The organism is Knoellia subterranea KCTC 19937 (assembly GCF_000768685.1).
Lineage (GTDB): Bacteria > Actinomycetota > Actinomycetes > Actinomycetales > Dermatophilaceae > Knoellia > Knoellia subterranea.
This window is the reverse complement of the sequence record NZ_AVPK01000003.1, coordinates 327,202-347,266: the sequence shown is the minus strand read 5'-3', so window position 1 is coordinate 347,266 and position 20,065 is coordinate 327,202. Positions and strand designations below refer to the sequence as shown.

Annotated in this window: 23 protein-coding genes and 2 tRNA genes; 11 read left to right on the top strand and 14 right to left on the bottom strand. The window is 70.2% G+C overall.

What is annotated here, in order from left to right; translation table 11 throughout:
* Positions 1–11 precede the first annotated feature (11 nt).
* Together N803_RS07725 and N803_RS07720 are read left to right on the top strand one after the other, a co-directional pair.
* Positions 12–497 carry a hypothetical protein gene (locus N803_RS07725; protein ID WP_156969691.1) on the top strand — a complete coding sequence of 162 codons (486 nt, stop codon included), beginning with the start codon at positions 12–14 and terminating at the stop codon, positions 495–497.
* 55 nt (positions 498–552) lie between these two features.
* On the top strand, positions 553–939 hold the full coding sequence (locus tag N803_RS07720) for a hypothetical protein (RefSeq protein ID WP_156969690.1): 387 nt from the start codon (positions 553–555) through the stop codon (positions 937–939).
* A gap of 38 nt (positions 940–977) precedes the next feature.
* Here N803_RS07720 and N803_RS07715 read toward each other — a convergent pair whose 3' ends face one another.
* Complete coding sequence (locus tag N803_RS07715) at positions 978–1,604, bottom strand: hypothetical protein (RefSeq protein ID WP_035903900.1); 627 nt, start codon at positions 1,602–1,604, stop codon at positions 978–980.
* Positions 1,601–2,020, bottom strand: coding sequence for a hypothetical protein (locus N803_RS07710; RefSeq protein WP_035903899.1), 420 nt, complete (start codon positions 2,018–2,020; stop codon positions 1,601–1,603). The genes N803_RS07715 and N803_RS07710 overlap by 4 nt, the downstream gene beginning before the upstream one ends.
* Positions 2,021–2,138: 118 nt before the next feature.
* On the opposite strand from N803_RS07710, the gene N803_RS07705 reads away from it, so the two are divergent.
* The gene (locus tag N803_RS07705) at positions 2,139–3,383 is read left to right on the top strand and encodes a hypothetical protein (RefSeq protein WP_035903898.1); all 1,245 of its coding nucleotides are present in this window, start codon (positions 2,139–2,141) and stop codon (positions 3,381–3,383) included.
* A complete protein-coding gene (locus tag N803_RS07700) occupies positions 3,380–3,952 on the top strand; it encodes a hypothetical protein (protein WP_035903897.1) in 573 nt (190 codons plus the stop codon). The genes N803_RS07705 and N803_RS07700 overlap by 4 nt, the downstream gene beginning before the upstream one ends.
* Before the next feature lie 24 nt (positions 3,953–3,976).
* On the opposite strand, the gene N803_RS07695 is transcribed toward N803_RS07700, so the two are convergent.
* Positions 3,977–4,567: a prepilin peptidase gene (locus tag N803_RS07695; protein WP_052112022.1), complete on the bottom strand. Its 591-nt coding sequence runs from the start codon at positions 4,565–4,567 to the stop codon at positions 3,977–3,979.
* Between the two features lie 397 nt (positions 4,568–4,964).
* Between N803_RS07695 and N803_RS07690 the strand changes: the two genes are divergently transcribed.
* From N803_RS07690 to N803_RS07675, 4 genes are all read left to right on the top strand, one after another.
* Positions 4,965–6,269, top strand: a complete 1,305-nt coding sequence (locus tag N803_RS07690) for an aspartate aminotransferase type Ic (protein WP_035904025.1) — start codon at positions 4,965–4,967, stop codon at positions 6,267–6,269.
* A gap of 31 nt (positions 6,270–6,300) precedes the next feature.
* On the top strand, positions 6,301–6,804 hold the full coding sequence (locus tag N803_RS07685; protein ID WP_035903896.1) for a DUF5709 domain-containing protein: 504 nt from the start codon (positions 6,301–6,303) through the stop codon (positions 6,802–6,804).
* The gene (locus N803_RS07680) at positions 6,801–7,862 is read left to right on the top strand and encodes an adenosine deaminase (RefSeq protein ID WP_425402401.1); all 1,062 of its coding nucleotides are present in this window, start codon (positions 6,801–6,803) and stop codon (positions 7,860–7,862) included. The genes N803_RS07685 and N803_RS07680 overlap by 4 nt, the downstream gene beginning before the upstream one ends.
* A gap of 330 nt (positions 7,863–8,192) precedes the next feature.
* Complete coding sequence (locus N803_RS07675) at positions 8,193–8,708, top strand: helix-turn-helix domain-containing protein (RefSeq protein ID WP_035903895.1); 516 nt, start codon at positions 8,193–8,195, stop codon at positions 8,706–8,708.
* A 183-nt stretch (positions 8,709–8,891) separates the two neighbouring features.
* Here N803_RS07675 and N803_RS07670 read toward each other — a convergent pair whose 3' ends face one another.
* From N803_RS07670 to N803_RS07640, 7 genes are all read right to left on the bottom strand, one after another.
* Positions 8,892–9,965, bottom strand: a complete 1,074-nt coding sequence (locus tag N803_RS07670) for a UDP-N-acetylmuramate dehydrogenase (protein WP_035903894.1) — start codon at positions 9,963–9,965, stop codon at positions 8,892–8,894.
* A complete protein-coding gene (locus N803_RS07665) occupies positions 9,965–10,387 on the bottom strand; it encodes a MaoC/PaaZ C-terminal domain-containing protein (RefSeq protein WP_035903893.1) in 423 nt (140 codons plus the stop codon). The genes N803_RS07670 and N803_RS07665 overlap by 1 nt, the downstream gene beginning before the upstream one ends.
* A gap of 2 nt (positions 10,388–10,389) precedes the next feature.
* Positions 10,390–10,845 (bottom strand): FAS1-like dehydratase domain-containing protein, encoded by a 456-nt coding sequence (locus N803_RS07660; RefSeq protein WP_035903892.1) that lies wholly within the window; start codon positions 10,843–10,845, stop codon positions 10,390–10,392.
* Between the two features lie 90 nt (positions 10,846–10,935).
* Positions 10,936–11,103 carry a 50S ribosomal protein L33 gene (gene rpmG, locus N803_RS07655; RefSeq protein ID WP_009776014.1) on the bottom strand — a complete coding sequence of 56 codons (168 nt, stop codon included), beginning with the start codon at positions 11,101–11,103 and terminating at the stop codon, positions 10,936–10,938.
* A 123-nt stretch (positions 11,104–11,226) separates the two neighbouring features.
* Positions 11,227–11,300 (bottom strand) — tRNA-Met (locus N803_RS07650).
* A 44-nt stretch (positions 11,301–11,344) separates the two neighbouring features.
* Positions 11,345–11,417: transfer RNA gene (locus tag N803_RS07645), tRNA-Thr, on the bottom strand.
* A 140-nt stretch (positions 11,418–11,557) separates the two neighbouring features.
* Positions 11,558–12,601: a zinc-dependent alcohol dehydrogenase family protein gene (locus N803_RS07640; RefSeq protein WP_035903890.1), complete on the bottom strand. Its 1,044-nt coding sequence runs from the start codon at positions 12,599–12,601 to the stop codon at positions 11,558–11,560.
* A gap of 49 nt (positions 12,602–12,650) precedes the next feature.
* On the opposite strand from N803_RS07640, the gene N803_RS07635 reads away from it, so the two are divergent.
* Positions 12,651–13,229 (top strand): ASCH domain-containing protein, encoded by a 579-nt coding sequence (locus tag N803_RS07635; protein ID WP_084764236.1) that lies wholly within the window; start codon positions 12,651–12,653, stop codon positions 13,227–13,229.
* A 29-nt stretch (positions 13,230–13,258) separates the two neighbouring features.
* Here the strand turns inward: N803_RS07635 and N803_RS07630 are convergent, their stop codons facing one another.
* Genes N803_RS07630 through N803_RS07615 form a run of 4 tightly spaced genes read right to left on the bottom strand, consistent with a single transcriptional unit; the run spans position 13,259 to position 16,338 of the window.
* Positions 13,259–14,029, bottom strand: a complete 771-nt coding sequence (locus N803_RS07630; RefSeq protein WP_035903889.1) for a helical backbone metal receptor — start codon at positions 14,027–14,029, stop codon at positions 13,259–13,261.
* A gap of 9 nt (positions 14,030–14,038) precedes the next feature.
* Entirely contained in the window at positions 14,039–14,692 is a 654-nt protein-coding gene (locus N803_RS07625) for a class I SAM-dependent methyltransferase (protein WP_035903887.1), read from the bottom strand.
* Positions 14,693–14,704: 12 nt separating this feature from the next.
* Positions 14,705–15,565, bottom strand: coding sequence for a serine hydrolase (locus tag N803_RS07620; protein ID WP_035903885.1), 861 nt, complete (start codon positions 15,563–15,565; stop codon positions 14,705–14,707).
* An 11-nt stretch (positions 15,566–15,576) separates the two neighbouring features.
* On the bottom strand, positions 15,577–16,338 hold the full coding sequence (locus tag N803_RS07615; RefSeq protein ID WP_035904022.1) for an SDR family NAD(P)-dependent oxidoreductase: 762 nt from the start codon (positions 16,336–16,338) through the stop codon (positions 15,577–15,579).
* Positions 16,339–16,443: 105 nt separating this feature from the next.
* On the opposite strand from N803_RS07615, the gene N803_RS18870 reads away from it, so the two are divergent.
* Positions 16,444–17,124 carry a GNAT family N-acetyltransferase gene (locus N803_RS18870; protein WP_245617082.1) on the top strand — a complete coding sequence of 227 codons (681 nt, stop codon included), beginning with the start codon at positions 16,444–16,446 and terminating at the stop codon, positions 17,122–17,124.
* Positions 17,070–19,871, top strand: a complete 2,802-nt coding sequence (locus tag N803_RS07610) for an ATP-binding protein (RefSeq protein ID WP_245617080.1) — start codon at positions 17,070–17,072, stop codon at positions 19,869–19,871. The genes N803_RS18870 and N803_RS07610 overlap by 55 nt, the downstream gene beginning before the upstream one ends.
* Positions 19,872–20,065: the final 194 nt, after the last annotated feature.

Here is a 20,065-nt window from a genome sequence, read left to right as displayed (position 1 = left end):
GTGTGCTGCTGATGCTCGGCGGGCTGACCGCGATCGGGATCGGTGCCTACGCGTGGACGCAGCAGCGCACTGACGTCGTCCGCCTCACTCCCGCCACGCCAGTCGAGTTGCGTGCGTCCCCCCTCTTCGATCCCGGCTCGACCATTTTTGCCTTGGGAGAGGATCGGGATCCCGCCGAGCCGAAGTTGTTCGGGTGCTCACTCCTGCGGGAGGGACGTGAGGCGGAACTTCTGGTTCGGCCGGACGTCGACTCGGTCGGAACCCGGGTCCTCCGTGGCGAGCCGTACGTACCCGTGGTGGTCCTCGGCACCACCGTCGTCGGAGACAGCGTGACGTGCAACCCAACCCTGGCCGCCGGCGAGGAACTCGCCGTGATGCCGACCGACGTCGGGGTGCGGTCCGTGCCACTGGCGTTCGTCGTGGGTGGCATCGCGGCCCTCGGCATCGCCGGCCTGATCCACCCTCGTGGACGAGGTATCCGCCGCTTCGGTTCGTGAGCGGGTCTCGGGCCACGACGGGCAGGTCCGAGACGGGTTTGTCACGATGGGTGTCATGAAGCGCCTCACCACGACCGTTCTCACCATCGCCCTCGCCACGGGCATCGCGGCCTGCAGCGGCAGCTCGGGAGGTGAGGTCGAACTCTTCGCCGACGCCATGGCGGGCCACGCCCTCACCGTGCAGGAGGCCACGGGCACGCCCATGGTGTGGGTGTCGTCCGAGGACGGGAGCGACCCGCGTCCCGGTGGCCGACCGGATCCGTCGCTGTGCTCGGTGACGGGTGGTGGCACCCCGCGACTCGTGAAGCCGGAGGACACCGACACAGCCCGGCTCGGCGACACGACTCTGTATCCGGTCGGCCAACTCGAGGGCTTCCAGGCTCCGGGAGAAGTCACCTGCTCCGGAGGCGAAATCAAGCACGTGTACGTCGGGCGGTCCTGACGGGAACGTGCCGCGAGGCCGCGCCTCCGGCCTGAGCCCTACGGCACCACGACGAAGGTCGCGAGGATCTCGTTCATCGGCAGGGTCTCGAACTCGGTCGCGGGAGCGGTGGCCACGACGTTGATGATCCTCTTGGACGAGACCTGCGCCATCAGCTGACGCGTGCGGTACTCGGCACCCGACGACCCACCGGCCGCCTCGGACCAGTCGATGAGGACGGCACGCGTGGTTCCCGGCCAGGTGATGAGGCTGCGCGTGACGTCCTCGACGCCAGCCGCCGTCTTGCTGACCTCGAGCACGTGGGACTGCTCGATCACGTCGGCCTTCGGGTCTGCGTCGATGACGACGCCGACGCGGACGGGCGAGTCAGCGGGTCGGTCCTGAGCATCGAAGAGATAGGCCGGCGGCGTCTCCTCACCGGCGGGCTTCATCGAGTCCTTCCACGCCGCCGGGATCGAGACCTTGAAGCCTTCCCCGGAGATCGTGCGGAAGTCGATCGGCACAGTCCCCGGCACGAGCGGGCTGACCGGGGTCTCCGACGGCTTGATCCGCTCGAGGCGCTCAGGCAGGACCTCCTCCCCGGACGAGCACGCAGCGAGGATGCTCGACCCCGCGGCGATGAGGAAAAAGCGGCGGGTCGTCCGCGCAGTGTCGTTGAGATTCATCTCAGAACTCCTAGGTCGACCGGCTCGGGTTCCCACGGATGACGTTGGCGCTGACGCACCACGACATAGGCAGCCACCCCCATCCAGATGGCGGCGTCGATGAGGGTCCTGATCCAGGGGTTGCCCGAGAGGAACTGAGCGGCAAGGACCTGTCCGGTGAAGGCGTACGGCTGGAGCAGGTAGGCACACCCCACGGAGGTGAGGAAGAACGGCATACGGTCATGGCGCCACGCGCCGACGGCCCAGACGAGTGCGATCGAGAGGATCGCGAGCGCCAGAACGCTGCGCAGCAGCACCGCCGTCGCAAGACTGCCCTTCGTCGCGCCCATGACCACTCCGACGAGCGACACCATGCCCACGACGGCGCTCAGCCCGATGGTGAGCAGGAGCCACCGAGCAACCCGTCCGAAACTCACGCTCGCCCACCCTCCACGGAACCTGCGGACCGAACCAAACCGGCGGAAACATTTCACGCTCCGGGTCGCGCCCACTACTGTGGCCCCGACAGTACTTCATCGTGGGGGGTGGCCAGGCATGCGTCGGGAGCGGGGAGCAGTCTCGCTGGAGTACGGGGGAAGCATTGCCGTTGCCGCGCTCGTCGTGGCGCTCGTCGGCGGGGTCGTCGCGTCGCCGACGGTCGGTCAGGCCGTGAGCGCCGTCGTCTGCAAGGTGTTCACGATCGGGCAGGGCGAGTGCGCCATGCCCCAGTTCGAGAGCGAGAAGGACCGCACGCCCACTCAGCCGTGCACGACGAACAACAACGGCTACTCGGTCAATGGCGAGGTGGCCTTCCTCAACGGCGTCGGCAGCACCAGTCGCGGGGTGCACACCGAGAAGCTCAGCAACGGGCAATACCGCGTCACCGTCTCGGACATCTCCGATGCTGGAGTCAAGACCGGGGCCGGCTGGGACGCGCGTGTCGAGATCAACGGCACGCGGTGGGGCGACGACATGTCCGTCTCGGCGGACGGCCGAGTCCGCGCCGTCGAGCAGCGGACCTACGTCGTGGACAGCAAGGGCGCCGCAGAGAGCATCGCGCGCTCTGCCTCGTTCAACGAAGTGGTGGATGGGGCCGCTGAGACGGCCCCGGGGCCCTTTGGTTTCGTCGCGAAGCACGTTGGTGCGCCGGTCACGAAGTGGGTCGGTGAACGTGCCGGGTTCGAGTCGCTTCCCGAGCCGACCAGCACCACCTACCTGGGCGGAGCCAGTGTCGAGGCGTCGGCCGTCATCACGCCGTTCGTGGGTGGGGCCGAGGCCAAGCTCGCCGGTTCGGCCGTCGTGGGCGTCCGCACCAACGCGGACGGGACGACGACGGTCCTCGCCGAAGGCAAGGCGACCGCCACGCTCTCCGGCGCGATCTCGATCAAGAGCGGCAGCATCGGGCCGGACGCCCGCGTGATCGTCGCAGCCACCTACAAGGGATCGACTCTCCTGTCCGCCGACGTGACGACCGAGTCACTGGGCGACGGGACCCGGGATGTCGAGACGTGGTCGTTGCCGGTCGAGACCGACGCCGATCGCACCGCGGCCCAGAACGTGCTCTACAACCCTCTGCCGACTGCGTGGGGCGACTTCTTCGACCGCGCGAACTCGACCGGTGACCACACGCGCGTCTCGTATGACACGTCGAAGAACACCACCGTCCAGGCGTCGGGCGACATCTGGTTCGTCGAAGGGCTCGGTGCCAAGGCTGGCTTCGCGCTCCCGAATGAGTCGGTCGCCTCCGCCGAATACTTCAACGGCACCAACTGGGCCACCTGGGACGCCTGCAAGGCATGAGGCCCGAAGTTGTCCGCCTGGCGCACAGCGTCCGCTGGGCTGCCCTCGCCGGCTGCGTCATCGCCACCTGCGTGGCCCTGGGTCTGTGGCTGAGCCTGGCGGCGCTCGACCCCATCGTTCGCGGGGAGGGCCCGGCTGGGCAGGCCGTCACCGTGAGCGGTCCGGAACCGGTGCGTGACACCGACCTCACTGTTCTCGGTCGGGGCGAACCCACGGACGAGGGGTTCGAGTGCACCGGCTCGGACAGCCAACTGGCAGTCGTCGAGGAACTCAGCACGAAGCGAGTCGAGGTGCGCGGTGAGCGGCTCGTCGTCATCGGTGAGACGGCTTCTGCGTGGAGTCCTGGCGACGTCGTCGCACCGTGCACGGGTGTTGGGCTCAAGTCCGTCGTGCTTCTCGAGGACCCCCGCCCGCCACGACGAATCCTTGCTCTGGGGATGGGCTTCGGTGCGGTGTTCCTCGGAGCGTGGACGGCGGTTCTCTTCGCGGTCGCCAGATCCACCCCGCGCGCCACCGGCCCCGTCATCGAGGACCGGCGCAACCCCTTCCACGGGAGCAACCCCTACTGAGAGCATCGCGAGCCCCCTGCCGGGTCAGGAAAACGCCGACACCGCCGGCGCAGCCAGCAGTGCGAGGCACCCTGCGACCATGAACGGTCCGAAGGGCACCGTTGATTTGCGATCCCGGCGGGCGATGACGATGAGTCCGACGCCGACAAGCCCGCCGAGGACGAACGCGAGGAACACTCCCGCGAACGCGAGCGTCCACGAGTGCCACCCCAGCAGCATCCCAAGGGTTGGCGACAACTTCACGTCACCCAGACCCAGGCCGGTCCCGCCACCGATGAACGCGAGTCCCAGATGGATCGCGCCCACAGCAAGGCCGGCGAGCACCGCTCGCAGCCAGTTGGACAGGTCACCGTGGACGAGCGCCACGACGGCCAGGCCGGCCGCTGTCGCCGGAATCAAGGGCAACGTGAAGCGGTCGGGCAGCCGGCGCACGTCGAGGTCGATCGCGGACACGACCATCAGAACGGCCGCGATGACTCCGGCGATGACCCGGATCGAGCCGTCTGCGGCCTGGGCCGGCGGTGCCGTCGTGGCGCCGGCGACTGCCAGCGTCGTCGTGGCGGCGCCCGCTGCCAGCGCCAGTCCGAGGACGCGGCGCATCGTGGACGTGTTCATGTTCCCTCCCGTGGGTACGCGGACCGGTGCTCGGCCCGTCCCCGTCGACCCTGCCGGAGCGGCCGGGCATCAGCCATGGGGAGAGGTCCCCTGCGCGGAGGTCAGGGCACCTCGCGCTCGACCCGGTCGACGAGGTCCTTCGTCGACGCCGTGTCGCCGACGGGCGAGCGTCCCATGCCCGGGAGGTCGGGATAGATGCGTCGGTATGCCGGCCGCTCGCCTTCCGCGGTCGTGTCGCCTCCCGAGACCGCTCCTTGTCAGGAAGCCGGTCATGAGGCGGTGGTCCGGGGACCAACCATGGATCGCCACGACCGGCGTCCCCTCCGTCGGACCGAACTCGACGACGTGAAGCCCACTCGGTGACATGGTCTCGATCCAAGCCCACGGCTCTGACACGATGGCCATCGTGACCGAGCAGACCGCCGCCGCCCCCCTGTCGTCCCTCTCCCCCGCGGAACTCGAGACGTTCCTCGAGACGCAGCGAACGGCATACGCCGACCTTCAGGCACATGGGCTCAAGCTCGACCTCACGCGCGGCAAGCCCTCGGTCGAGCAGCTCGACCTCAGCAACGAACTGCTCGAGCTGCCGAAGGGACACAAGGATTCGGGCGGGGTCGACGTCCGGAACTACGGCGGGCTGTCCGGCCTGACCGAGCTGCGCGAGATGTTCGCGAACCTGCTGTGGGTCGAGACCGAGCAGGTCATCGCCGGAGGCAACTCGAGCCTGACGATGATGCACGACTGCCTGGTGCAGCTGTTTCTCCACGGGGGCCCCGACTCGCCGCGGCCGTGGTCGAAGGAGGAGACGGTGAAGTTCATCTGCCCCGTCCCCGGCTACGACCGCCACTTCACGATGCTCGGCAACTACGGCATCGAGATGATCCCCGTCCCGATGAACGAGGACGGCCCGGACATCGCCGCCGTGCGTGAGCTCGTCACGGACCCGGCGGTCAAGGGAATCTGGATCGTGCCGACGTACGCCAACCCTTCGGGTGCCGTGTGCTCCCAGGAGGTCGCGACCGAGCTGGCATCCATGGAGACGGCGGCGCCGGACTTCCGGATCTTCTGGGACAACGCGTACGCGTTCCACCACCTCACCGAGGACGAGGCCAAGAGCGTCGACATCATCACGCTCGCGTCCGGCTCGGGTCACCCCAACCGGCCGCTGATGTTCGCGTCGACGTCGAAGATCACGTTCGCCGGTGCGGGTGTGGCATTCCTCGCGGCGTCGAAGGCCAACGTCGACTGGTACCTCGCGAACCAGCAGTTCGCCTCGATCGGCCCGGACAAGGTCAACCAGCTGCGCCACGTGCAGTTCTTCGGCTCGGCCGACGGCGTGCGCGAGCACATGCGCAAGCATCGCGACATCCTCGCGCCGAAGTTCGCTGCGGTGGACGCTGCGTTGGAGTCGGCGCTGGCCGGGCGCGAGGTCGCGACGTGGTCGAAGCCGTCCGGTGGCTACTTCGTCAATCTCGACGTCCTCGACGGCACCGCCTCCCGCGTCGTCGAACTCGCCAAGGGTGCGGGGATCGCGCTCACCCCGGCGGGTGCGTCCTTCCCTCACGGCAACGACCCGCGTGACCGCAACATCCGGCTCGCACCGTCGTTCCCCGTCCTCGCCGAGGTCGAGACGGCGATGGCCGGGGTCGCGACGTGCGTCCTGCTCGCGGCTGCGGAGAAGCTCAGCGGCGCGCAGGGCTGACTCGGGACGCTCGCTCGTGCAAAGGTGAGGCATGAGCGACACGAGCGAGACGAGCGGCACGGAGAACTTCGACGACGACCTCGGCTCGGTGAGCCTCGACGACGCGGTGGACGCCGGCGACGGCCAGCCCGACCTGCTCGACTCCAGCGAGGGCGACAGCCTTCCGTCCACTCCTCCGGACCAGATGTCGCGCGCGACGGAGTGGGGTACGACCGCCTCTGAGCAGGCGCAGGAGGAGACGATCGACCAGCGCATCGCCCAGGAGGAGCCGGACCCGAACTCTGCCTACGGCGCTCCCGACAACGAGTCGGGACTCGACGACCCGTCCGACGTGGGCGGAGATGACCCCGACGCGATCCCCGCGGAGGACGACTTCCTGGGCGACCCCGGCGAGGACCTGGACGGCTCGTCGCTGACCTCGCCCGACGAGGGTGCACGCGAGGACGACGAGAAGGCACTCATCGGCGATGACGGGTTCGCGCCCGGCGAGAGCGAGTCGCCCGAGGAGTCGGCGATGCGCATCGTCGAGGAGTGAGCGCCTCCACGACTCCGCCGCCGAGCGGCCTGCGCGACCTCGCCGTCCTGCCCAAGGCTCATCTGCATCTGCACTTCACGGGATCGATGCGGGTCGAGACGGTGCGCGAGATGTCGGCGTCTCATGGCCTTCGGCTGCCCTCGGCGCTCGAGGCCGACTGGCCGGTGACGTTCGAGACCCGCGACGAACGTGGGTGGTTCCGCTTCCAGAGCCTCTATGACGCTGCCCGTCACTGTGTGCGCGGTGAGGCGGACATGCGCCGGATCGTGCGCGAGGCCGCGCTCGATGACGGGGCCGAGGGCTCCCGCTGGCTCGAGATCCAGATCGACCCGACCTCGTATGCCGGTTTCGTCGGTGGGATCACACCTGCCCTGGAGATCGTGCTCGACGAGGCTGCCTCCGTGTCGCGGGTGCCCGGCGCCGCTCAGGTCGGCGTGATCGTCGCGGCGTCCCGGATGCGGCATGAACTCGAGTCGCGCACCTTGGCGCGTCTGGCAGCCCGGTATGCCGGTGAGGGGCCGGGTGCCGTCGTCGGGTTCGGGCTGAGCAACGACGAGCGGCGTGGGGACACGGACGCGTTCGCCGCGGCCTTCGACATCGCGAGGCGGGCGGGGCTGGCTCTGGTCCCGCATGCGGGGGAGCTGCTCGGTCCGAACGCGGTCGATCGCACGCTGGACGCGTTGCGGCCCGACCGGCTCGGGCACGGTGTCCGTTCGGTCGAGGATCCGCGCACGCTGGCTCGTGTCGTCGAGGACGAGGTGGCGCTGGAGGTGTGTCCCGGAAGCAACCTCTCGCTTGGCGTCTATGACGAGATCGAGGACGTCCCGCTGCGGACCCTCGTGGATGCTGGAGCGACCGTGGCGCTGGGGGCGGACGACCCGCTGATCTTCGGTTCGCGGCTCGTGGCGCAGTACGAAGTGGCGCGGTTGCTCGAGTTCTCGGACGCCGAGCTCGCCTCCTTGGCGCGCGCGTCGCTGCGCGCGTCGCGAGCGCCCACAGAGGTGCGCGAGACGGCATTCGCCGACATCGACACCTGGCTGGCGGCGACCCCGACCTGAGCGCCCGCCGGGGCGTGGCCGGCACCCTCACGGGGTATCAGCCACAGACGTGTCTTTGCTCCCCCTGCTGGAGCAAAGACACTCCCCTTCGCTCCGCAACGCGAAGCAACCGCGGTGTGCTTCACCATGCGAAGCAATCGAAGTTTGCTCCTGCTCCGGGAGCAGTCGCGGTGTGCTGCACAGGGTGGGGTGAATGGGGGTGCCTTTGCTTCGGGACGAGGAGGTCGGGAAGGGTCGAGGTTCTCCACAGGTGGGTGGGGTGGGTGGAACTGTCCACAGATTGCGTCGTTGACTCTGGCGCGGGCGGCCGGGCTGGGTGACCTTCGATGCATGACACCCGAACAGCAGGAAGAGCGGCGCCGGGCTGACCTCGCGACCGCCATCAAGGAAATGACGGTCGCGCGCATGGTGGGGTTGGCCCTGCGTGACCATCGCCGCCGACTCGGCCTCTCGCAACGGGCCTATGCGGCCATGCGGGAGCGCTCGCCGAGCGTCATCGCTCGGCTCGAGAGCGCCGCCGGTCGATTCCAGCTCGACGACATCGTGGAGGCCCTCGACGGCACGGGCTTCGCCCTCGCTCTGGTCCGCTGCGCCGACGAACAGGCTGGCGAGTCGGGTTCACCCACCATCGTCGAGCCATCGTCGTGGTCCGAGACCGAACTGCTCGCCCGCATACGGAACGGGAGCCGACGCTTTCCCGCCCACCACGACACTCGCGCCGTGATCAATCCACCCAACTGGTGGTGGCACCGGGAGTTCTTCGTCGACAAGGGGCCGGAGCCGCTCTGGTACGCACCCCGCCCGTCACCGGCCCGCCCCGACGACCCGACGGAGGACGCTGCCTGAACACCACAACGACGTGAGCCCGCCTGACGAGATCGTGCGCCGTTCCTCCTTGCGTCACCTGGCGCAGCAAAGGCACGTCATTTCCCGACACCCGACGAGTACTGCCCGCACCGCTCGACTGCGGCCACCCACAGCGCGACGCCCGGCCCTCACCGCGCGACACACGCCCGTCGAGCGACCGCCTCAGAGCTCGTGGCCGACGAAGACGGGCTCGTTGACGAGGGTGACGCCGAAGCGGTCATGCACTCCGTCGCGCACCTCGCGCGCCAGCGCGGCCACGTCTGCAGCCGTCGCCGATCCACGGTTGGTGACCGCGAGCGTGTGCTTCGTCGACAGGGCGGCGGGACCCGGCATACCGAAGCCTTTTCCGAAACCGGCCTTGTCGATCAGCCACGCGGCGCTCGTCTTCACGTCGCCACTCGCGTCCGCGAAGCGCGGCGGCGTCGGCCCGTCGTCACCGAGTTCGGAGCGCACGCGCTCGGACAACTGGTCGAACCTCGACGCGGACATGATCGGATTGGTGAAGAACGACCCGCAGCTCCACGTGTCGTGGTCGCCGGCGTCGAGCACCATCCCCCGACGACGCCGCTGCTCGAGCACCGCCTCGCGCGCGTCGACCAGCGGAACTCGCGCACCCACCTCAACCCCCAGTCCTGTCGCCAGATCCGCATACGCAATCGGCTGCGACTTCTCGCTCGTGCGGAACTGGAAGGTCACGTCGAGCACGACGTACTGCGCGCTCGCCTTGAAGATCGAGTGCCGATAGGTGAAGTGGCACTCCGGCGCGCTGAGCGTCCGCACCTCCTGCGTCTGCCGGTCCCAGACCCGCACCCGGGCGATCGTCTGTGCGACCTCCTGGCCATAGGCACCGACGTTCTGCACCGGCGTCGCACCCGCAGAACCGGGTATGCCGGAGAGGGCCTCGATCCCGGACCATCCCTCCGCGACGGCCCGCTCCACGACGTCGTCCCAGACCTCGCCGGCAGCAACCCGGACCATCGCGCCGCCGCACGAGTCGTCGGACTCGACCTCGATGCCCGTCGTCGCGATGCGCAGGACGGTCCCGGCGAAGCCGGAGTCGGCGATGACGAGGTTCGAGCCACCGCCCAGGACGAGCAGCGGCTCCTCGGCGTCGTCGACCTCGCGGACGGTGTCGACGATCTCGTCGATCGACTCCGCCACCACGAGTCGACGAGCCGGGCCCCCGACCCGCATCGTCGTCAGTTCGGCCAGGGGTGCGTCGTGGAGCTCGCGCATCAGTCGAGCTGGACGATCGCGATGCAGCGACCCAGGACCTTGGCGCCCTCGGCCGTCGCGGTCACCTCGACCGTTGCCCGACCGGTCTCAGGGTCCACGGCCTTGACGACACCGTCGATGACCACCTCGGCACCCGACGCGGGCACGACGACGGGCTTGGTGAAGCGGGTACCGAACTCGACGACGCGGCCGGCGCCGCCAGCCCAGTCCGAGACGACCGATCCGGCCGCACCCATCGTCCACATGCCGTGAGCGATGACGTCGGGGAGCCCGACCGACTTCGCGAAGTGCTCGTCCTGGTGGATGGGGTTCTGGTCGCCGGAGGCGTTCGCGTAGGCCACGAGCGTCTCGCGACCCACGGGGACGGTCACCGGCCCGAAGACGTCCCCGGCCTCGGTCTCGGCAGCAGTGCGCACGGCCATGGTCACTCCCCTCCTCGCACGACGATGGTCGACGTGGCCGTGCACACCGGCTCACCCGTCGCCGTCAGCTCGACCCGGGTCGTGATCATCGCGTGGCCGCCGGCCATGCGGATCGAGTCGACGGTCAGCTCGGCGAGGATCTCGTCCCCGGCCGTGATCGGACGGTGGTGGGCGAACCGCATCTCGCCGTGGACCACCCGGCTGAAGTCGATGCCGGCCTCGGGGTCGGTGACATAGGCCCGGTCGGCCTGCTGCGACAGGCTCACGGCGAACGTCGGGGGCGCGATGACGTCGGCGTACCCGGCAGCGCGGGCGACCTCGGGGTCGCGGTGCATCGGGTCATCCGAGCCGACGGCGTCGGCGAACGCGGCAATCTGAGCCGCGGTCACGGCATACGGGCCACTCGGTGGGTAGGTGCGTCCCTCGAAGGCGACGTTGACCGTGGAACTTTCGCTCATGCGGACACTCTAGAGACAGGGGAACGACGAAGCCGCCCGGCACCGGATGGTGGGGCGGCTTCGTCGAAGCTCAGCGTGCGAGTCGCTGGATCAGCGGGTCTCGCGGTGCTCGGTGTGCTTCTTGCAGCGGGGGCAGAACTTCGCCAGCTCGAGACGGTCGGGGTCGTTCCGACGGTTCTTCTTGGTGATGTAGTTGCGCTCCTTGCACTCCGTGCACGCCAGGGTGATCTTGGGGCGGACGTCAGTGGCCTTGGCCATCGGGGCAACCTGCTCTCGAAAAGTGGATCGTGTGAAGTGTGACTGTGTCGCTCCACAGGTGAAGGGTGCGACGCCAGCACAACAGAATACGCAACCTCGGGTATTCCCCGAAATCGCGCTGAGTAGCGGGAGCGGGGCTCGATCCCGCGACCTCACGATTATGAGTCGTGCGCTCTAACCAGCTGAGCTACCCCGCCTTGGGGGTCGGAGGCCACCACACGGTGGCGATGACCTTGACCAGAGCCCCCTGTCGGAATCGAACCGACGACCTTTTCCTTACCATGGAAACGCTCTGCCGACTGAGCTAAGGGGGCGTCTTCAGACCCGGTTCACGACCCGGCCTGAGTGCGTCGGGAATGCTACACGGACACCGGGGCGGGAACGAAATCCGCCCCCGACGAGGCCGCCGTCACGGGCGTGTGGCCGACCGATCAGACGCCGGTATGCCGTCCGCTCACCCGCGGATGCGAACGACCGAGAGCCCCGGCGTGGCCGCGGGACGGTCCATGTCCGCGAGCGCCTGACCGGCCTCGTCGAGGGTGAGCTCGCGCCCGATGAGCAGCTCGGGACGGAGCGTTCCGTCCTCGATGAGGGCCAGCATTGCGGGGTACTCGTGGGCCGCCATGCCGTGGGAGCCGTGGACCTCGAGCTCGTGGGCGATGACCCGGTCCAGCGGCAGGGGTGCGGCCGCGTCCGGCCCGAGGAGGAGGCCGACCTGGACGTGGCGGCCGCGTCGGCGCAGTGAGGCGACGGAGGCGGCCGCGGTCCAGGGATGGCCGAGAGCGTCGAGCGAGACGTGCGCTCCGCCACCGGTCAGGTCGCGGACGGCCGCTGCCGCGTCGGGTTCGGTCGAGGCGTCGATGACGTGGTCAGCGCCGAGTTCGCGGGCCTTGTCCAGGGCCGCCGGGGAGATGTCGAGGGCCACGACCCGGGCTCCGAGCGCCGCGCCGATCATCACCGCGGACAGCCCGACTCCGCCGCAGCCGTGGACGGCCAACCAGTCTCCGCGGCGGAGCCGGCCGTGGACGGTGAGGGCGCGGAACGCCGTCGCGAACCGACACCCCAGCGAGGCAGCCGTCACGAAATCGATCGAGTCGGGCAGGGCGACGAGGTTCGTGTCGGCGGCGCGGATCGCGACCCTTTCGGCGAACGATCCGGGGCCGGTGAACCCGGGCTGGGTCTGATCCGGACACACCTGGGCGTCCCCGGCCAGGCAGTACTCGCACACCCCGCACCCACACACGAAGGGCGCCGTGACGCGGTCGCCCACGTGCCAACCGGTCACGTCGGCCCCGACCTCGACGACCACGCCGGCGAACTCGTGCCCGGGGATGTGCGGCAGGTCGACCGGGTCGTGCCCCTTCCAGGCGTGCCAATCCGACCGGCACACCCCCGTTGCTCGCACGGCGATAACGGCACCATCCGGTGGGCAGACCGGTTCGGGCACCTCCTGCACGACAGGGAGCTGATCAATGGCGGCATAGACGACGGCCTTCACGGGGCCAGTCTCGCCGGGAGGCGCGTCGTGTGAATGGCAGTCTTGGCACATGACCGAGCCCAACGACGTGCCCGCCGACGACCACCTCCCGGACGGACCCGAGCCGGAGGCCGACGCGAGCGAGGTCGACACCGCCGAGGTCGACGCGGCCGTGCACGAGTTCTGGGATACGGCCCGCCACTACGCCAAGCTCAACGCGGTGCCGACCTACTTCGGCCCGACGCCCCTCGACTCCGTGCCGCCGCCGGCCTGGGGTTTCGGTGCCACGCCCGAGCACAACGACGAGCTGCTGGCGCTGGTCCTCGAGGGCACCAAGACCGCGACGGCGAGCGCGGTGTGGGACTACGAGGCCGAGGACGAGACCCTCCCCGAGCCGGGCACGTTGAGCATCATCCTCGACGGCGAGGGCCGACCGCGGGCACTCATCGAGACAACCGAGGTTGACCTCGTCCCGTTCGACGAGGTGAGCGAGGAGCACGCGTTCCTCGAAGGTGAGGGCGACCGGTCGCTGGAGCACTGGCGTGAGGTGCACGAGCGCTTCTTCACCGAGCACGCGACGCACGACCACGGGTTCATCCGCGACATGCCCGTCGTGTGCGAGCGCTTCAAGGTCCTCTACTCGGACTGACGCCCCAACCCCGCCACACGCCCGCCGGGTCAGTTCCCGTCGGCGAGGCCAGCCAATGCATGGCGGGCGTCGACGAGGGACGGGCCGTACCACGTGATCAACCGGCCGTTCACGAGGCGAGTTGCGGTGGCGGAGAACGCTTCTGGCCCATCCTCCGCAGTGAAGACGTAGGGCTCGTCGGGCAGGAGCACAAGGTCGGCACCGGCTGCGTCGAGGGCGGCGAGGTCGACGTGCGGATACCGACCCTCCTCCCCTGCCGTGGTCACCTCGAGCCCGAGCCGGGCCAGGAGGTCGGCGGTGAAGGTCGGCCTCCCGACGACCATCCACGGGTCGCGCCAGATCGGGACGACAACACGCGCCCGCGGCTCGGGCACGTCACCGGCCCAGAGCGCCGCCGCCTCGGTGAGCCACTCCGGCTCGTCCCAGCCGCAGGCCTCGACGAGGAGTCGACGCATCGACGTGAGCGCCTGCGGCACCGTCTCGATATCGGTCACCCAGACGGGAATGCCGGTCTCGCGCATCCGGCGCACGTCCAGTTCGCGGTTCTCCTCCTTGTTGGCGATGACGAGGTCGGGCGTGAGGGAGGCGATGGCGGCACGGTCGGGGTTCTTCGTGCCACGCACCCGGGCCACGTCGAGGTCCGCCGGGTGAGTGCACCAGTCCGTGGCACCGACCAGCGCGTCGGGTGCGGTCGCGGCCACCGCCTCGGTGAGGGAGGGCACGAGCGAGACCACCCGGCATACGGGATGGTCTGGAAGGACGACGTCGTGACCGAGGTCGTCGCGCAGCGTGCGGGACATGAGCGGTAGTCAGGCGTGCGCGATCGCGAGGAACATGCCGAATGTCCCGCGGCCCTGGTCGTCGCCACCAAGTTCCTTCTCGACGGAGCCGGCATCACGGACCGTGACATCGCGGAAACCGTTGGCGCGCAACCGATCTGCGAACGATTCACGATCGAAACCATGGTGTCCGTCGAAGTCCGTGTGACTGGCGTGGAAGGCGTGGGCGCGGTCGTCGTCCAGCTCGATGACGGCGAGCCAGCCACCGGGAGCGAGGAGAGCGCGGACGCGGGTGAGCAGCGCGTCGAGCTCATGGACGTGATGCATCGCGAGCTGGGACCAGACACCGTCGAACGTGCCCTCAGGGGCAGAGTCGGCGAGCAGGTCGAGGCGCTCCGCCGTGAGCCGGTCGGCGAGCCCAGCGCGCTCGATGTTGGCGCGGGCGACGTCGACCATGCCGGTGGAGGCGTCGGTGATGACGACGGACGCGACCGCGTCGGCGAGCGCGAGGCTGAGCTGGCCGGTGCCGCCGCCGATCTCGAGGACACGTTCGGTGCCGTCGAGGCCGAGGGCACCGCGCAGGAGGGCGGCGGTGGCGCGGGCGCGTTCGACCTTGGCGGGGTCGTCGTCCCACGTCGCGGCCGCGTCATCGAAGTGGGAGTGGGTGTGGCCGTGCTCGCTCATGCGGTCAGCCTGTCACGCGAGGTGCGCACGCAGGGTCCGGCCGATGGTGTGGAGGGCGTCCATCACCTCGTCGCGGCGGTGTCCGGGTGGGTTCTCGGTCCAGTTCGCGAGGACGGCGTATGCCGCGGCGCGGCTTGTGGTGTCGGCGCCGGTGCTGCTGTGGGCGGCTCCGTTGGCGACGTTGTTGGCGGCGCTGTCGATGATGCCGATGTCGGCGCGGACGCCGAGGTTGGTGCCGGTCTTGTGGGTGAGGATCGGGCCGGCGTACTCCTCCGCGTGCGAGAGCGGGTCCTGGTGCCACGCGGAGGCGACCATCGAGAGGTCCATGCCGGGGGCGAGCCAGGCCAGGACGCGACTGCCCGTGGCGTCGGGGGTGGCTCGGTCGGCCCAGAGCCGCGCGAGCACGGTCGTGAGGTCGGCGGCGCAGCCGAGGCTGAGGTGAGGAGGGTCGTCGGGGCCGCGCAGGCCGCGGACGACGTCGACGAGGTCGGACCCACCGGGTGCCCACTCACGCGCACGCGCACGGATGGCGTCGAGGCCGAGGAGATCGATGAGGACGTTCGTCGCCCAGTTGTCGCTGACGGAACCCACGAGGGCTGCGACGTCGGTGAGGGGCAACACGTCGGTGGTCAGGTGCTGCCACAGCCCCGAGTCGGCGACCGGAGTGACCCGACGCCGGTCGAGCGGTTGGTCGAGCGCCAAGGTGCCGTCGCGCAGGCGCTCGGCCAGCTCGATGAGGGCGAAGACCTTGCCGATGCTCGCCGTCGACAGGAGCTGGTTCTCGTTGTGGGAGAACAGAATCGAGCCGCTGCCGAGGTCGACGATCCGGACGGACCAGTCGACCTCGGGCAGCAGCTCGAGGTGCAACGTCATGGGTTGCAGCGTCAGCGCGGGGCCATCCGGAGGGCGCCGTCCATGCGGATCGTCTCGCCGTTGAGGTAGTCGTGGTCGATGATCGAGAGCGCGAGCTGGGCGTACTCGTCCGGGCGCGCGAGGCGCTGCGGGAACGGCACACCGGCGGCAAGGGCCGCACGGAACTCCTCGGCGACCGTCGCGAGCATCGGCGTCTCGACGATGCCGGGGGCGATGGTGCAGACGCGGATGCCGTACTGACCGAGGTCGCGTGCCGCCGGGAGCGTAAGGCCGACGATGCCGCCCTTGGACGAGCTGTAGGCCGCCTGGCCAACCTGACCATCGAACGCGGCGATGCTCGCCGTGTTGATGACGACGCCGCGCTGGCCATGCTCGTCGGCCTCGGTGGTCGCGATGGCCTCGGCGGCGATGGCGAGGACCGTGAACGAGCCGATCAGGTTGATCTCGATGATCTTGCGATAGAGGGCGAGGTCATGGACGCCCTTCTTGCCGAGGATGCGGGCGCTCGGGCCGATGCCGGCGCAGTTGACGACGATGCGCAGCGGCGCCTCGGCGTCGGCGCTGGCCTGCTGCACGGCTGCGCGCACCTGCTCCTCGTCGGTGACATCGGTCGGGACGTAGGTGACGCCGTCCACCTGCGGGGCCTGCTCGATGCTCTGCTGGAGGTCCAGCGCGTACACGTGGGCACCCTTGGCGGCGAGGGCGGCCGCCGTCGCGGCGCCGAGGCCGGAGGCACCGCCGGTGACGATGGCGGAGGTCTTGTCGATCTGCATGGTCGTCATCCTGTCATTGCGCGACGGGTGGCGGGTGTCCGGTTCGGCGACACCTGTCCCGGTCGCGACAGGTCGACGACAGGTCACCTCGCCACCCTCGCGGTCATGACGACGACGACTCGCCCCGTGATGATCGACGCCCTCGCCCGCGGAGACACCCGCACCGTCCACGAGGTCTTCGGCCAGCTGTCTCCCGCCTCGGTGTGGTTGCGATTCCACACCGGTATGCCGCGTCTCACCGCGTCGATGGCCGCTCGCCTGTCGGAGGTGTCACCGGGACGGCACGAGGTCTTCGTGGCCCGGGTCGACGGACGCCCGGTGGGGCTGGCGCGCTGGATCCGGCTCGCGGACGATCCACTGGCCGTGGAGGTCGCCGTCGAGGTGGCGGACTGCGTGCAGGGGCAGGGCATCGGGAAGCGGCTCCTCGAGCGGGTCACGCACGAGGCCCGCAGCGCCGGCGCCCGGGAGATCCATGCCCACGTGCACCCGGACAACCGGCCCGTCATCGCCTGGCTGCGACGTCTCGGCGCCGCTCCCCCGCGCGATGCCGAGGCACCGTTCCGGCTTTCCCTGACCGAGGCCGTGGAGGCGCACACGTGTGGTTGCATGGGCCGGTGCGGGTTGGGGTGCTCGGGCCCCTTCGGGCCGAGGTCGACGCCGGGGTCGTCACGCCCCGCGGCCCTCGGTCGCGCGACCTCCTCGCCGTCCTGGTGGCGCGTCGGGGGACGGCGGTGGCCAGCGAGACCCTCCTCGACCTCGTCTGGGGTGACGAGGCACTCGGCCTGACGGCGACGGCCCTCCATACTGCCGTGGCGAGGCTCCGACGCCAGACGAGCGCCGACCTCGTGGTGAGCGGAGACCTCGGCTATGCCGTGCCCGCGGACGTCAGCACGGACGCCGACGTCTTCGCGGACCTCGTCGCGAGGGCGGGCGCGAACGTCGGTGCGGGCGCCTCACCCGACAAGGCGCCGAACGCGCACGAGGCCATCGCCTCCCTCCGGGAAGGGTTGGGGTTGTGGCACGGCGAGCGGGCCTACGAAGGCGTCGCGGACCACCTCGTCGTCGCCGAACGCACCCGCCTCGAGGACCTGCGGCGGAAGGCGAGCGCCGACCTGTGCCACCTGATGCTCGGCCTCGGCGAACGGGAATCGGACACTGCCGCCCGCGACCTCGCCCAGTCCCTCCTCCTCGCCAACCCCCTCGATGAGGAGGCGGCCGCCCTCGCCATGCGAGCGGCATACCGGATTCTCGGACAGGGCGAAGCCCTGGACGTCCACGACACGCTCCGCCGCGCGCTGCGCGACGAGCTCGGCGTGCAGCCCGGGCCGACGATCCGGGAGTTGCACGCCCGCGTCCTCCAGCAGGACCCGTCGCTGGACCGCAACCCAACAACGCCGCCAGGCCCGCGCCTCGTCGCACTCCACCCCGGTCGCCAGATCCCCGCGGCGACGTCGTTGACAGTGGGCCGGGCCGCCGAGGTGCGCACGGTCCTCGATGCCCTCGAGTCGGGTCGACGTCTCGTCACCCTCACCGGCCCGGGCGGGGTCGGCAAGTCCCGACTGCTCGGGGAGGTGGGGCGAGCGCTCATGCCGACGGTCGAGGTGGCCCACGTCGCGCTCGGAGCCCATGCGGGCCTCCCGATCGACGATCTGGCCGCCGATGTCGCCCTCGCCTCGGGGCTGTCCCTCACAGGCGACGACCCGGTCGCGGCACTGCTCGCGACGCTGCGGACGTCGACGGCGACGATCCTCGTGGACGAAGCCGAGTGGGTCCTGGGTTCGGTCGCCGAGCTCATCGCCCTCGTCCTCGCCCACTGTCCCGGGGTGCGGCTGGTCGTCACCTCACGCGTGCAACTCTCCGTCGTGGGCGAGCAGGTGATCGTCGTCGATCCCCTGCCGACGGCCGACCCCGCAGGTCCACTGCAGGCGTTGCGCGAGGCGCCCGCGGTGCAACTCCTCACCCAGCACCTCGTCGACCGGGGCGACCTGCCCGACGCCGACCACGTCGCCGAGGCAGACCTGCGGATGATCGCTCAGGTCGCGCGACGGCTCGATGGGCTGCCGTTGGCGCTCGAGCTCATCGCCGGCGCCGCTGGGTCCGCCCCCCTCGCGTCGTTGCGGGACGTTGCGGCGCACGCCCTCGACATCACCTCGGTCGACCACGGGCGGGACGAGCGCCATCGCTCCCTGCGTGAGGCGCTCGACTGGGGCATCGGACGGTTGGGACCCGATGCCCGCGTGGTCCTGCGGCGGCTCGGTGTCTTTGCGGGGCCGTTCACCGTCGCTGCGGCGGAGGCGGTGATCGGTGACGGCGTGCGCGATGCGGGTCATGCCGTGCGAGAACTGGCTCGGCACAACCTGATTCGCGTGGTGCGGGAGCCGGAGCGCCTCTCGTTCCTGATGCTGCGCACGGTGCGCGACCTGGCCCTCGACGAACTGGAGCGGTCCGAGGAGGTCGAGCGAACCCGACGCCTGCACCGCCGATGGTTTGCCGGGGTGTGGCGCGACGCCGCTCTGTCCGACCAACTCGTCGAGCACGTCGGCCGGACCCACGAGGACCACATGGAGGCTCTGGCGAACGCCCTCGAGGTGGGCGACGACCGCGCGGCCGGCGACATCGCGCTGGCGCTGTGCCGTCGGTGGCAGTTCGTCGAGGCCAGTGGGATCGGCCTGCACTGGACCGCGATCGTGCTCGCCCGACCCGGTCTGTCGGAGCGCCAACGGGCCCGCCTCGAGATCTGTCGTGGCGCGTTCCGCCTCGAGCCGGACTGGAGCCCCACGCACCACGACCGGCTCAGTCGGGTCCTGGTCGGCGACCCGGAATGGATGGGGATGTTGGCCCTGTTGGGTGCGATCACGGCATACGTCTCCGGGGATCTGGACGCGGCGCGCGCCCACCTCGACGAGGGACGGCGGGTCGCGGCAGCCGGGACGAGCCTGCTCCCGGAGATCATCGCGACGCGGGCAGTCGTCGACGCCGCCGCGGGCGAGACCGACGCGGCCGTCCGAGGGGCGCACGACGCCCTCGCGCGCATCGGCCTGATCCGGTCGGCGGTCCACTCCGTCACGGTGGTGCCGAAGGTGGCCCTCGCCCTGCTCGACGCCGGACAGCCGGCCGAATCGCTCGACCTCCTCACCGCGGCAGCACAGGACGCACGCGAGCGCTTCGGCATCGAACCGACCACCGCCACAGCCGTCAACGCCGGGTGGTCGGCGCTGCTCGTCGGCCGGACCGACGAGGCCCTCGGGTGGTTCCGCAGGTCGCTGTCGGGTCCGCACCCGGCGACGGCCCCCGGCACCGTCGGTGAGGCCGCGTGCGGCGCGGGCTGTGCGCTGGCCGGTTCGGACGCCGAGCGGGCCGGGGAGCTGCTCGGGCTCGGTGACTTCCTCCTGGCTTCCTCCGGTCAGGAGCTGCCCCCGGCGCTGGCGGCCATGGTGGCCGAGGCGGTGGTGTCCGTCGACCGCACCGCTCCCCCGCCGGACTGGGACGTCGACCTCGCCATCGGCCGGGTCGGACAGCTCGTGCGCTCCTGACACCACAGAACGGCGGAAGTGCGCCATTTCGGCCCGGAACGCGTAACCTTGGGGGTGCGTCCCGTTGTTCGACGAGGACGCATCCGCGACATGGGGCCGCGGGGTCGTGTTCGGTCGTGATCGACACCGACCCGGCGCACGTCAGTTTCTTGGCCGGTATGCCGTTCTCTCGGCTCGGCGGTGCGTCGCCCCTC

Excerpts from the sequence above, each read along its gene's own strand:
- N803_RS07725 (WP_156969691.1), top strand. The coding sequence starts at position 12 with ATGCTCGGCGGGCTGACCGCGATCGGGATCGGTGCCTACGCGTGGACG.
- N803_RS07720 (WP_156969690.1), top strand. The coding sequence starts at position 553 with ATGAAGCGCCTCACCACGACCGTTCTCACCATCGCCCTCGCCACGGGC.
- N803_RS07715 (WP_035903900.1), bottom strand. The coding sequence starts at position 1,604 with ATGAATCTCAACGACACTGCGCGGACGACCCGCCGCTTTTTCCTCATC.
- N803_RS07705 (WP_035903898.1), top strand. The coding sequence starts at position 2,139 with ATGCGTCGGGAGCGGGGAGCAGTCTCGCTGGAGTACGGGGGAAGCATT.
- N803_RS07700 (WP_035903897.1), top strand. The coding sequence starts at position 3,380 with ATGAGGCCCGAAGTTGTCCGCCTGGCGCACAGCGTCCGCTGGGCTGCC.
- N803_RS07695 (WP_052112022.1), bottom strand. The coding sequence starts at position 4,567 with ATGAACACGTCCACGATGCGCCGCGTCCTCGGACTGGCGCTGGCAGCG.
- N803_RS07690 (WP_035904025.1), top strand. The coding sequence starts at position 4,965 with ATGGCCATCGTGACCGAGCAGACCGCCGCCGCCCCCCTGTCGTCCCTC.
- N803_RS07685 (WP_035903896.1), top strand. The coding sequence starts at position 6,301 with ATGAGCGACACGAGCGAGACGAGCGGCACGGAGAACTTCGACGACGAC.
- N803_RS07675 (WP_035903895.1), top strand. The coding sequence starts at position 8,193 with ATGACACCCGAACAGCAGGAAGAGCGGCGCCGGGCTGACCTCGCGACC.
- N803_RS07670 (WP_035903894.1), bottom strand. The coding sequence starts at position 9,965 with ATGCGCGAGCTCCACGACGCACCCCTGGCCGAACTGACGACGATGCGG.
- N803_RS07665 (WP_035903893.1), bottom strand. The coding sequence starts at position 10,387 with ATGGCCGTGCGCACTGCTGCCGAGACCGAGGCCGGGGACGTCTTCGGG.
- N803_RS07660 (WP_035903892.1), bottom strand. The coding sequence starts at position 10,845 with ATGAGCGAAAGTTCCACGGTCAACGTCGCCTTCGAGGGACGCACCTAC.
- rpmG (WP_009776014.1), bottom strand. The coding sequence starts at position 11,103 with ATGGCCAAGGCCACTGACGTCCGCCCCAAGATCACCCTGGCGTGCACG.
- N803_RS07635 (WP_084764236.1), top strand. The coding sequence starts at position 12,651 with ATGACCGAGCCCAACGACGTGCCCGCCGACGACCACCTCCCGGACGGA.
- N803_RS07630 (WP_035903889.1), bottom strand. The coding sequence starts at position 14,029 with ATGTCCCGCACGCTGCGCGACGACCTCGGTCACGACGTCGTCCTTCCA.
- N803_RS07625 (WP_035903887.1), bottom strand. The coding sequence starts at position 14,692 with ATGAGCGAGCACGGCCACACCCACTCCCACTTCGATGACGCGGCCGCG.
- N803_RS07620 (WP_035903885.1), bottom strand. The coding sequence starts at position 15,565 with ATGACGTTGCACCTCGAGCTGCTGCCCGAGGTCGACTGGTCCGTCCGG.
- N803_RS07615 (WP_035904022.1), bottom strand. The coding sequence starts at position 16,338 with ATGCAGATCGACAAGACCTCCGCCATCGTCACCGGCGGTGCCTCCGGC.
- N803_RS18870 (WP_245617082.1), top strand. The coding sequence starts at position 16,444 with ATGACGACGACGACTCGCCCCGTGATGATCGACGCCCTCGCCCGCGGA.